This window comes from Nisaea sp., from assembly GCF_034670185.1.
In the GTDB taxonomy this organism is placed as follows: Bacteria; Pseudomonadota; Alphaproteobacteria; order Thalassobaculales; family Thalassobaculaceae; genus Nisaea.
In genome coordinates this window covers 1,848,875-1,861,107 of record NZ_JAXMNY010000001.1, presented here as the reverse complement: position 1 = coordinate 1,861,107, position 12,233 = coordinate 1,848,875, and the positions used below count along the sequence as shown (strand labels likewise).

The 12,233-nt window shown below is 60.7% G+C and carries 9 protein-coding genes; 2 read left to right on the top strand and 7 right to left on the bottom strand.

What is annotated here, in order from left to right; genetic code table 11:
• Positions 1-50 precede the first annotated feature (50 nt).
• Complete coding sequence (ggt, locus tag VOI22_RS08820; protein ID WP_323796135.1) at positions 51-1,760, top strand: gamma-glutamyltransferase; 1,710 nt, start codon at positions 51-53, stop codon at positions 1,758-1,760.
• Between the two features lie 96 nt (positions 1,761-1,856).
• Here the strand turns inward: ggt and VOI22_RS08815 are convergent, their stop codons facing one another.
• From VOI22_RS08815 to VOI22_RS08800, 4 genes are all read right to left on the bottom strand, one after another.
• Positions 1,857-2,774, bottom strand: coding sequence for a methionyl-tRNA formyltransferase (locus VOI22_RS08815; RefSeq protein ID WP_323796134.1), 918 nt, complete (start codon positions 2,772-2,774; stop codon positions 1,857-1,859).
• A gap of 87 nt (positions 2,775-2,861) precedes the next feature.
• Positions 2,862-4,535, bottom strand: coding sequence for a formate--tetrahydrofolate ligase (locus tag VOI22_RS08810; RefSeq protein WP_323796133.1), 1,674 nt, complete (start codon positions 4,533-4,535; stop codon positions 2,862-2,864).
• A gap of 313 nt (positions 4,536-4,848) precedes the next feature.
• Complete coding sequence (locus VOI22_RS08805) at positions 4,849-5,496, bottom strand: polysaccharide deacetylase family protein (RefSeq protein ID WP_323796132.1); 648 nt, start codon at positions 5,494-5,496, stop codon at positions 4,849-4,851.
• 52 nt (positions 5,497-5,548) lie between these two features.
• Entirely contained in the window at positions 5,549-6,574 is a 1,026-nt protein-coding gene (locus VOI22_RS08800) for a DUF2817 domain-containing protein (RefSeq protein WP_323796131.1), read from the bottom strand.
• A 154-nt stretch (positions 6,575-6,728) separates the two neighbouring features.
• Here VOI22_RS08800 and VOI22_RS08795 point away from each other — a divergent pair, with 154 nt between their 5' ends.
• On the top strand, positions 6,729-7,130 hold the full coding sequence (locus VOI22_RS08795; protein ID WP_323796130.1) for a GFA family protein: 402 nt from the start codon (positions 6,729-6,731) through the stop codon (positions 7,128-7,130).
• A 24-nt stretch (positions 7,131-7,154) separates the two neighbouring features.
• Here VOI22_RS08795 and VOI22_RS08790 read toward each other — a convergent pair whose 3' ends face one another.
• The 3 genes from VOI22_RS08790 to VOI22_RS08780 form a co-directional block, all read right to left on the bottom strand.
• Positions 7,155-7,751 (bottom strand): hypothetical protein, encoded by a 597-nt coding sequence (locus VOI22_RS08790; RefSeq protein WP_323796129.1) that lies wholly within the window; start codon positions 7,749-7,751, stop codon positions 7,155-7,157.
• 130 nt (positions 7,752-7,881) lie between these two features.
• Positions 7,882-11,007, bottom strand: a complete 3,126-nt coding sequence (locus tag VOI22_RS08785) for an efflux RND transporter permease subunit (protein ID WP_323796128.1) — start codon at positions 11,005-11,007, stop codon at positions 7,882-7,884.
• Between the two features lie 12 nt (positions 11,008-11,019).
• On the bottom strand, positions 11,020-12,198 hold the full coding sequence (locus tag VOI22_RS08780) for an efflux RND transporter periplasmic adaptor subunit (protein ID WP_323796127.1): 1,179 nt from the start codon (positions 12,196-12,198) through the stop codon (positions 11,020-11,022).
• Positions 12,199-12,233 lie beyond the last annotated feature (35 nt).

The following is a 12,233-nucleotide window of genomic DNA, read 5'->3' as shown; positions in this document are numbered from 1 at the left end:
ATTAGCGGCTTGTTTTCAAGGGTATAGAAGAGGTGGGACGCTGTTAGCATATGGAGGGTATCGAGATGGAAACCCCGGCGGGGATTAAAACCGAGGCCTGGGCACCTGTTCGGATGGGGGCGCAGGGAGCCGTGGTGACGAACCATCCCCTGTCTTCGATGGCGGGCATACGCATCCTGGCGGGGGGCGGCAATGCGGTCGATGCGGCAGTCGCAATCGGTTTTGCGCTGGGCGTCGCCGAGCCGCAGGGCTCCGGCATTGCGGCCGACGGTTTCATGATGATCCACATGAAGGAAGACCGGTCCATCTCCATCGCGAATGGCACCGGCACCGCGCCCCTCGCGGCGACGCCAGAACGGTTCGCAGGCGGGATCGAGACCAGCGGCATTCTTTCCGTCTCGGTGCCCGGTATCTGCGACGCGCTCCTCGCCGCGCACGCACGTCATGGGCGGTTGCCGCTGGCGGACTGTATTCAACCCGCTATCGAGCTTTGTCTGGAAGGCGTTCCGCAGACTTATTTCCAGTACAAGCTGGCGGAGAGCCAGCACCTTCTGCACAGCTTTCCCGCATCGGCGGCGATCTTCGCGCCGGACGGCGTGCCGTTACAGCCGGGACAGATCAGGCGCAATCCGGATCTCGCCAAAACCTACAAGTTGATAGCTGAGCATGGGCGGGACGCGTTCTACAAAGGCCCTCTCGCCGACGCCATCGTTGCGTTCTCCGAGCAGACCGGTGGCATCCTGACCAAGGAGGATTTCGCCAACTACCGGATGGGATGGCAGGAGCCGATTTCGACGACCTACCGCGGCCGCAGCGTTTACGAGGCGCCGCCGAACTCCTCCGGCCATGTGCTGCTGCAGGAACTGAACCTGATCGAGCATTTCGACATGGCGAGGCTCGGTCTCAATTCGGCCGACGCAATCCATGTGATGGTGGAAGCGAAGAAGCTGGCATTCGCGGACAGGGAGGCGTTTCTGGGGGACCCGGATTTCGTCAATGTCCCCATCGAAGGACTGCTTGCCAAGGATTATGCGGCCGAGCGCGTGCGGCTGATCGATATCCAGCGTGCGGCCGAAAAGGTAATGCATGGCGACCCTTGGGAGTATCAGGCGGGTGACCCGGACGGCGCGCGCCCGGGAGCAGGGCTCCGAGAGACGCAATCGGATACCACGCATTATTGCGTCATTGATCGTTGGGGCAACGCGGTAGACGGACTGCAGAGCCTGTCCGGGCATTTCGGCTCGCAGATCGTCTGTCCGTCGACCGGTATGTTGCTGAACAACCGGATGAATTACTGGCACCTGGATGAAGGGCACGCGAACCGGCTGCAACCCGGCAAGCGGGTCCGTCATACGATGAACCCGGTCATGGTCTTCGATGGGGCGGTCGAGGAGGGAGGCGCCCTCAACCTTTGCTGCGGCACGCCCGGTGCGGACGTGCAGGTTCAGGTGAACATGCAGCTTATCTCGTCGATCTATGATCACGGTCTCACCGTGGCGGAGGCGATACACGCGCCGAGATGGACGCATATCCAGACCGGGATGACCTCGCAGTTTCCACACACGAGCGTGGACGGCATGATCGGCGAATCCCGCCTCGGAGATGCGGTGTTCGGGGATCTGACCGGACGTGGCCATCCGTTGAAGAAAGTGGGGGGCTGGGCTGGTGGAGCCAGCGCTGGAGCCATTCAGGTAAGCGCGTTCGGCAGCTACCTCGCTGCATCCGATCCGCGCCGAGACGGGTTGGCGCTGGTGCTCTGAGCTGGTCCGTGCGACGGCGCTTATAGAAAGACGGCCCCGCTTGTGGCGGGGCCGAGAGTGCATTGGGTAGCAGTTCTTTCAGGGAGTTATGCGTGTTCAGGTGCCGAAGCGGGCTCCGACTTCGAGGCCTTGTTCGGCGATGAAATCCTTGGCGGAGATTTTCTTGCCGCCGTCATAGCGCACGCGCTGGACGAGAATGCCGCCGCGTCCCGCATTGATGACGAAGCCATCATCGGTAATGGCGCAGATCCGACCTGTCCGTCCGGAGCCGTCAGCTTTCTGGCTGTCGAAGATTTGCAGCTCCTTGCCATTCAGCGTCGTCCAGGCGCCGGGCTGTGGGTTGCAGCCGCGGATCTGGTTGTAGACTTCGCTCTGGCTGCGGTTCCAGTTGATCTCGCCATCCGCCTTGCGGCACCAGCCTTCGTAGGTGGCTTTGGACTCGTCCTGCGGCGTGTGCGGCGGGTTGCCGGCGCGGATCAGGTCGATGGATTCGAGCACCGCTTCGATGCCGAGCGGGAAGACCTTGTCGAAATAGACCGAGCCGAGCGTGTCGTCCGGGGTGATCTCGACTTCCTTCTGGACGCAGATGTCGCCTTCGTCGAGGCCGTCGTCCGGATAGAAGATCGTCAAACCGGTCTTGTCCGCTCCCCAGATGATCGGCCAGTTGATGGAGGAGGGGCCACGATGCAGCGGCAGCAGGGACGGGTGGAAGCAGAGCGAGCCATGCTTCGGCACGTTCCGGGCTTCTTCCGGTATGAAGATGATGACATAGGCCATCATCATCAGATCGGCGTTCCAGCTCTTCAGTTCCTCGATCACTTCGGGAAGGGAATAATCGGCGGGCTGACACACGGTCAGGCCGTGCTCAAGGGCGGCTTCCTTGACCGGGTCGACCGGTCGGCCTTCCTTGTCCGGCGCCGTGTAGACGGCAACGATTTCGTCTTCGCCCTTTTCCAGAATGGCTTCCAGCGCGGCCTTACCGAAGGCCTGCTGTCCGTTCAGGATAATGCGCATTGTGCTCCCTCCCTACCGCCCGGCGCGCCCCGGGCGGACATGCTGATTGAAAGGCGCGGGAGCGGAATGCCCCCGCGCCGTATCTGATTAGAACAGGCCTTCGATCTGGTCCTGATCGTTCAGCGTGATCTTCTCGGCGGCCGGGACACGCGGCAGGCCCGGCATGGTCATGATATCGCCACAGACCGCAACAATGAACTCAGCACCGTTCGACAGACGGACTTCCCGGATCGGAAGCGTATGGCCGCTGGGGGCGCCCTTCGCGTTCGGGTCGATCGAGAAGCTGTACTGCGTCTTGGCGATGCAGACCGGGAATTTGTCGGCGCCGAGCGCTTCGAAATCCTTGATCTGGTTCAGCACCTTCTGGTCCGCAACCACACCGTCCGCATCGTAGATGTTCTTGGCGATGGCTTCGATCTTCTGCAGCAGGCCAAGATTTTCATCATAGAGCGGCTTGAAGTTGGCGCTGCCGCCTTCGACCAGTTCAACCACCTTCTTGGCCAGATCCTCGGTGCCGGCGCTGCCATCGGACCAGTGGGTGCAGATGATGGCGTCGACGCCGACGGAGGCCAGCTCGTCACGGACGGCGTTGATTTCCGCATCCGTGTCGGTGATGAAGCGGTTCAGTGCGACCACGACCGGCACACCGAACTTCTTCGTGTTCACCACATGGCGCTTGATGTTCGAGGTGCCCTTGACCACGGCGTCGATGTTTTCCGTGCCGAGATCTTCCTTGGCGACCCCGCCATGCATCTTCAGCGCCCGGACAGTGCCGACAACAACCGCAGCGGACGGCTTCAGGCCTGCCTTGCGGCATTTGATGTCGAAGAATTTCTCGGCGCCGAGATCGGCACCGAAACCGGCTTCAGTCACCACGTAGTCGCCGAGCTTGAGGGCGGTCTTGGTGGCCATCACCGAGTTACAGCCATGGGCGATGTTCGCGAACGGGCCGCCATGGATAAAGGCCGGGTTGTTTTCCAGCGTCTGTACCAGGTTCGGGGCCAAGGCATCGCGCAGCAGCACGGTCATGGCGCCGTTGGCATCGACGTCGCGGGCGAAGACCGGCTTCCGGTCGCGGGTATAGGCAACGATGATGTTGCCGAGGCGGCGCTTCATGTCCTCAAGATCGGTCGACAGGCAGAAGATTGCCATCACCTCGGAGGCGACGACGATGTCGAAGCCGTCCTCGCGCGGGAAGCCGTTGGCAACACCGCCGAGAGAATTGGTGATCTGCCGGAGCGCCCGGTCGTTCATGTCCATGCAGCGCTTCCAGGTCACCCGGCGCTGGTCGATCTGGAGCTTGTTACCCCAGTAGATGTGATTGTCGATCATCGCGGCGAGCAGGTTGTTCGCAGCGGCAATGGCGTGGAAATCACCGGTGAAGTGCAGGTTGATGTCTTCCATCGGCACGACCTGGGCGTATCCGCCGCCGGCGGCCCCGCCCTTCATGCCGAAGCACGGGCCGAGGCTCGGCTCGCGCAGGCAGATGATGGCTTTCTTGCCGATCCGGTTCAACGCGTCACCGAGGCCGACAGACGTCGTGGTCTTGCCTTCGCCGGCTGCGGTCGGGTTGATACCCGTAACCAGCACCAGCTTGCCGTCGGGGCGGCTCTGAAGGGACTTGATGTAGTCGAGGTCGATCTTGGCCTTTGTGTGGCCGAAAGGCTGAAGCGATTCGGATGGGATCCCCAATTTGTCGCCGATCTCCATGATCGGTTTCATTTTCGCTTCGCGGGCGATTTCAATATCGGACATGACCATGGTCTTTTGACCTCCCCTGGCGTGGTGCGGCTTCCGAGGCCCCGAAACGGGCCTGTCACCTTTGTTCTTGGTATATTGGTATACCAAGTACCTGATGGCGTAAACGAAAGTTTTCGGTCCTCGGAAATGGGTTGCAATGTTGCGTTGTCATTTGGTCGTGCCGGGTTTTTCGGCGCTATAAAATTTCCGACCTGTTCTGAACCGTGATTGTCATCCGGCTGGATAAGAGCACGCGCCGATAGCGCGAGGCCGGAGGTTCTTCCGGCAGGCGACAGGGCAACCGGGAGAGGAAAACTTTAGGGGATATTGAGGGTTACGCTGCCGCGACGTAGGGATCGAGGGACACCACGTCCTTGCCGCGAACCATCGGGACGCATTCTTTCGGAAAGTCGTTGTGAAACTCGGCGCCAGAGGCCTCGGCCCGGTCAAGGAACGCGTCCAGATGTTCCATGGCGCCGGTCGGCATATCGTGCAGCACCATTAAGGTGTGTTCCTGCGCCGCTATCTGCCCAAGCGCGCGTTCGACCCACCCTTCAGGATCGGCCCAGTCTCTCGGAATCGCATTCCACAGGACGCAGCTATAGGCCTTGCGGTGGAGAAACTCGACCACCTGCGGATTCAACAGATGCGGGCCGAGTTTGCCGCCGCCGCCGAACGGGCGGAACAGCTTTTCGGTCTCGCCGGTTTTGGCAACCAGCGTGTCGGTGCGCTCCAGCTCGTCAACCGCCGCCAACGGATCTTCCATCTGTCCGAGCGGTGTGGTGTGGGTGAAGGTGTGGTTGCCGATCCTGTGGCCTTCTTCGCGGGCCCGAATGGCAAGTTCCATCCGTTCCGGGTCCAGCAATTTCTGCCCGACGACGAAGAATGTCGTCTTGAGGCCGCGCCGGGCGAGTATGTCCAGGACTTGGGGCGTGATCTCCGGCTCCGGGCCGTTATCGAAGGTGAGCGTAACTTTTGACATGGGGGCATTCCGGCATCGGGATCGCGCGCTGTCAACGTGGACCGCTACCTGATCAAGTCGTGAGTTCTTCGAGGATCGCGCGACATCCGGATACGCCCTGTGTGTAGATGGCTTCCAGCCATGCCGGATCGTCGCAGAAGAGCGCGTCCCGTAGCTCCGCCTTTATCCGGCGACCGAGCGGTGTGTGCAGATCGCCATGGAATTTAAGCCATGTGTCTGCCCTGTGCATTGTGACGATATGGTCTATCGGGCGGGTGCCGAATTCCAGGATGACCTTGATGGCGGGCTTAGGGCAGACGACATCGTCCAGCACGTCGCAGGCGACATGACGGATCTGGCTGCTTGCTGCGTCCTTCCTCGGCTCTTTGTCTCGGCGTATCGCTTCCAGAGCACCGTATTCCCCAAGCCCCGTATGCAGATCAGCAATTGCCAGTCGGTCCGCTCCAGCACCGTGCCGGGCGACGACTCCTGCGAGGTTCGCGATCGTCCAACTCCGCGACGTGCCGCCGAAGAAGAGGCCGTCCGGATGGGTATACTGACCGGCCAGAACTTTCCGGCTGAACTTCTCGAAGCCGTTTTCCGCGATGTAAGCCGCGATCCGGGCCTCGGCCTTGTCCCGCTCCGGACCCGACCAGACCGCCGGGCAGAGCGCGTCATGCAGTGCATCGTAATCCGGGTTTTGCGGCAGGCTATCGAAGGAAACCAGGTTGTTCCGGTTCGGATCGATATTGTTCTCGTCCGTTCGCGTCATTGCGGCGGAGCCGTACGGATTGACGCCGTGAATAAAAACCGCGGCTGTGTCCGCCGGCAGCCACGCCTCAATCTCATCCAGCAAACCGAGCTGAATGCCGGACCCGGCCGACAGTTCAGTGCCGTGCAGGCCGGAGCTGATGAACAGCACCCGGCGTGCGCGATCCGGCCCGATCCTGACCGTATCGGTCGCGATTTCGGCCGGAAATCGTGAGCTCAACGGATGACGCGCGGTTTCCAGTGCGTATCCCTTGTCTTCGACAGCTCGCAGGAAGCGTTGCCGGGCCGTGAAGTAGGTGTCGGAAAAGAGGCTATGGGATGGATGCATGATCTTGGGCCGCGAGAGTGAAGAGCGTGTCGATGATTAGGCGCTGCGGGCGCCGCTGTCCAATGACCTTCTTTTGCGGGCGTTTGTTGACATTATGGAACAAAAAAGGAACATTCCCGCGAGATACTCATCATTGCGACAAGGGAGCAGGCAAGTGGGAGAAAAGGTTCGGGCAGGCGGATGTCTTTGCGGCGCGGTTCGTTTCGAGATTTCCGGGCAGATGAAGCAGCCCGTAGCCTGCCATTGCGCCATGTGCCGAAAGCAGGCCAGTCAGGCTTGGGTTTCCTCGACCCTGAACAAGGACGATCTCAGGATATCCGAAGATCGGGGCCTTAAATGGTATCGTTCGAGCGATAAGGCGCGCCGGGGATTCTGCGCGGAATGCGGCTCTGCGCTGTTTTTCGTGGATACCGACAGCTCAAAAATTTCCGTCTCACTTGGCGCACTCGATGGCCCGTCCGATTTGACTGTTCGCGGCCACATCTATGTTGCGGACAAGGGCGATTATTACGGCATCAAGGATGGCCTGCCGCAGTTTCCGGCATCGGATAACTAATCTATTGGAACGGTGATGGGACTGTCAGACGGTGCTGCCGGAGAATTGCAAAAATTCTCCGGTCAAGTCGGTTGAATTGTCTTTCTCTATCACGCCCGTCACTGCGGTTCGCCAGACGGCCACTAGCAGATCCTCCGCACAACTCTTTTTCTGGTGAAGACCCAGCGGCAGCAACGCGGCGAATATTCTCAGAGGAACGTCGTCGATAGAATTGTAGCGAATTTCATGGATTTTTGGCCGCTGTTCGACACCCGCTTCAAGGAACAGCGTCAAAATGTGATCCTGATTGGTATTCTGTATCCGCATCGTGTCACTCGCCAGCGACCCGGGTGAGAGGCGGGGTGCCAGTTTGACGATCTCGGAGCCGATAAGGTCATACCGAAAGTCTGCGCCGTTCCCGAGATAGTGACCGAGACAGAGATGCGGGAGCAGTTCTGCACCAATCGCTACCGGATCGAGGTCCTTGCGTTTTTTGCTGCCTGGAAGAGCGTTCCAGATTCTGAACAGGCGGTTGATACGCACAAAAGTGGCTTGCTTGTCAGTATCGGCGCCCACGGGAGTACGTTTTACTGGGCTTGGACCTGAGAACGCCGCTTTTTGCGTACGTCTATGATGGCTCATCTCCATGTTTACCATGGCAGCCTGAACGGTTCGGCAAATCAAGGAATAAGGGAATAGCTTCCGGTGCCGCCGGGTCGAGGCGGGTGACCCGGGCGACGCGCGGCCGCCCGGGAGTATCTCCTTGGTGGGTCTATTCCGCCGCTTCGGAAGTCTCTTCGACTTTCGTCTTCCGCCCGAACAGCGTCATCACGAAGACGAAGAAGACCGGGACGAAGAAGACCGCGAGCACGGTTGCGGAAATCATGCCGCCAAGCACACCTGTGCCGATGGCATTCTGGCTGGCCGCGCTGGCGCCTGTCGCGATGGCGAGCGGAAGCACGCCAAAGGAGAAGGCGAACGAGGTCATCAAAATCGGCCGGAACCGGAGCCGCGCGGCTTCGACCGTCGCGTTGAACAGGGATTGCCCCTCTGCCCGCAAATCCTTGGCGAATTCCACGATCAGGATCGCGTTCTTCGCCGACAGACCGATGATGGCGATCAGGCCGACCAGGAAGTAGACGTCGTTCGGCATGTCCCGTGACATGACGGCAAGGACGGAGCCGATGGCGCCCAGCGGCACCACCAGCATGACCGAGATCGGGATCGACCAGCTCTCGTAGAGTGCTGCCAGCAGCAGGAACACGAAGACGATGCTGAGTGCGATCAGCAACGGTGCCTGGGCACCGGACTGGATCTCCTGCAGCGACTGACCTGTCCACTCATAGCCGAACCCGGCGCCGAGGCCATTGGCGATGCGCTCCATCTCCCCGATGGCATCGCCCGATGAATAGCCGGAAGCCGCCTGACCGCTGATACGGATTGTCGGATAGCCGTTATAGCCGACAACCTGAGCCGCACCGGTGACCCATTCCACGGTCACGAAGTTGGACAACGGGACCATCCCGCCATGGGTGTTGCGGACCGTCATCTTGAGAATGTCGTCTGTGGACATCCGCTGGTCATGATCGGCCTGCACGGTCACCCGCTGCATGCGGCCGACATTCGGGAAGTCGTTCACATAGGTCGAGCCGAGCTGGGTTGAGATCGTCTCGTTGATGTCGGCAAAGGTAACGCCGAAGGTGTTGGCCTTTTCCCGGTCAACGACCAGATTGACCTGCACGGCATCTGGTAGACCGGAAATACGCAAGCCCTGGAGGATCGGGCTCTGAGCGCCTTCCGACAATAGCCGGTTCGTGCCTTCGACTAGCGCCTCGTGGCCCAGGCCACCGCGATCCTGCAGCCGGAAATCGAACCCGCTGGAATTGCCGAGACCGCGAATTGGTGGTGGCGACAGCGCGAAGGTCCGGCCGTCCTTGATCTGGAACAGCTGGCCGTTTGCCCGTCCGGCGATGGCCGTGGCGGAATTCTCTGGTCCACGTTCACTCCAGTCCTTGAGCGGCACGAAAGCGATAGCGGCATTGTCACCCGTTCCGGAGAAGCTGAACCCCGCCACGGTCACGATCTCGGCGATGCCTTCCTTGCCGATGAAGGTGGACTCAACCTGCTCGATCACCTGCAGGGTGCGATTGGCACTGGCTTCCGCCGGAGCCTGCATGTCGACCAGAAGATAGCCCTGATCCTCATTCGGAATGAACGCGGTCGGGAGCTGCATCCAGAGATACCCAAGCCCGGCAAGCAGGGCCAGATAGATGATCATGTACCGTCCGGTCCGATGGATCATGCGGCCGACGACGCTGCTGTACCCGCGTGCGGTCTTGTCGAAACCGCGGTTGAACCAGCCAAAGACGCCACGTTTCGCCATTGAGTGACCGGCCTCGACCGGTTTCAGGAAGCTGGCGCACAGGGCCGGGGTCAGGGACAGCGCAAGGAAGCCGGAGAACAGGATCGACACAACCATGGTCAGGCTGAACTGTTGGTAGATGACGCCGACCGCACCCGGGAAGAAGGCCATCGGGACGAACACCGCCATCAGCACCAGTGTGATGCCAACGATTGCCCCGGTAATCTGCTTCATGGCCTTGCGGGTTGCTTCGCGCGGGGAAAGGCCTTCCTCGCTCATGATGCGTTCGACGTTCTCAACCACGACAATGGCGTCGTCGACCAGGATGCCGATCGCCAGCACCATGGCGAACATTGTCAGCACGTTGATCGAGAAGCCGGACACCATCATCACCGCACAGGTGCCAAGAAGAGCCACCGGAACAACCAGTGTTGGGATAATCGTGTAGCGGAAGCTCTGCAGGAAGATGAGCATCACGATGAAGACCAGCCCAACCGCTTCAATAAGCGTGTGGAGAACCTTCTCGATGGACACCTCCACGAATGGCGCGGTGTTGTAGGGGATCTTGTATTCCACGCCATCCGGGAAGAAGCGGGCAAGCTCTTCCATCTTGGCTTCAATGGCATTGGCAGTTTCGAGTGCGTTCCCCGTCGGCGAAAGCTGTACGCCAAGGGCGGCTGTGGGCTGTCCGTTCAGCCGTGCGGCGGAGGTGTAGGACTCGCCGCCGATCTCGACGCGGGCGACATCACGCAGCCTTACGGTCGAGCCGTCGATCTCGGCACGAAGAACAATCGCACCGAACTCCTCGGGGGTCTTGAGTTGTCCTTTCACCAGTACACTGGCGGCAATCTGCTGATCTTTTGTAACCGGCTTTGCGCCGATACGGCCGGCGGCGACCTGGGCATTCTGGGCCTGGATTGCGTTGACCACATCTTCCGACGTGAGGTTCAGACCGAGCATTTTGTCCGGATCGAGCCAGACGCGCATGGATTGTTCGGTGGAAAACAGCCGCGTGTTGCCTACGCCACCGATCCGCCGGATCTCGCCGTCGACATTACGGCTGAGATAGTCTCCCAGCCCGATAGCGTCGAGCGTCCCGTCCGTCGATGTGAGGGTGACGACAAGCAGGAAGCCGGTTCCAGCCCGCTCGATCCGCATACCCTGACGGGAGACGGTTTCCGGCAGGCGCGCTTCGACCCGGCTGATCCGGTTCTGGACCTCAACCTGGGCATCGGCGACGTCCGTGCCGGGCTCGAACGTGACGGTGATGCTGATCTGTCCGGAAGCGTCTGATGTCGATTCGAAATAGAGCAGGCCGGGAACGCCGTTCAGTTCGTTCTCGATCGGACGTGTGACGCTTTCATACATATCTTCCGGGGTCGCGCCCGGGTAGTTGGTGCCGACCGTGATTTGCGGCGGCGCGACATTTGGATATTGCGCGACGGGAAGGAACGGGATCGCAAGGGCGCCGGCCAGCATAATGAAGATGGCGACGACCCACGCGAAGATGGGACGATCAATAAAGAAGCTTGCCATGTCTGCTCTGCCTTACTGGGCGCTTGAATTTGCGGCCTGCTGCCACGGCTGTGGTGTCACCTTCGAACCGGGCCGGACCTTCTGGAAGCCTTCAACGACAACCTGTTCGCCGACAGCGAGGCCGCTTTCCACGACCCATCGGTTGCCTGTAGCCTCGCCAAGTGCGACCTGCCGAAGTTCCAGCGTTCCGTCCTGCTTCACGACATAGAGCCGGGCCTTGCCCGCTGTATCGCGCTGGACAGCCTGCTGGGGCACGGCGATCGCGTTGTGCCGGATGCCCTGCTCGATGCGGACCCGCACATACATCCCGGGGAGGAGGGCGCTGTCCGGGTTCGGGAACTCGCCGCGCAGGGTGATCTGACCGGTGTTCGAATTGACCGTGCTTTCCTGAAGGAGCAGGCGCCCGCTCTCCGGATATGCAACGCCGTCATCGTAGAACAGGTGAACTGTTGCAGCACCATCGGCCGAAACCGATATTTCGCCGCCCTTCATGGCCTTGCGGAGTTCCCGGAGTTGCTTGGCCGATTGGGTGAAGTCGGCATAGACTGGATCGAGTTGCCGGATCACGGCGAGGCTCTCGGTGCTGGTGCTGGCGACAAGGGCGCCCTCTGTGATCAGGGCGCGCCCTATCCGGCCGGAGATCGGTGCCTTGACGTCTGTGTAGTGGAGATCGAGTTCAGCCGCGGCAAGACCGGCACGGGCAAGCGCGACATCCGCATCAGCCTGGGCGAGGGCGGCGACGGCATCGTCGCGTGTCTGGGCGCTGGCAACCTTGCGTGATTGTAGCTCCTCCTGCCGGTCTGCGGTTCGCTTGGCTTGTTCTTGTGTTGCCAGGGCGCGTTTCAGGGTTGCGCGCGCACTCTGGACCTGAAGTTCGAACGGCGCCGGATCGATTTTGTAGAGAACGTCGCCTTGATTGACGACGGTACCCTGCTCGAAAACCCGTTTAACAAGCAATCCTGAAATACGAGGTCGGACCTCGGCGATATTTGTCGGTGCAATACGCCCGGGGAGCTCATTCACAATTGGAATATCTTCGGCGGCGGCGGTAATGATGCTGACCGCGACTGGCGGCCGCGCCGGAGCCGTTGCCGCCGGTTTGTCCCCTGTCGGATCAATATCACAGGCGGCCAGGACCGGCAGGACCGCAATAGTCAAAGCCAGGGCCCGGAAAATCTTGTGAAAGGGCATAATGAACTCCTGTGGGGTGACCCGGCTTCAGATTC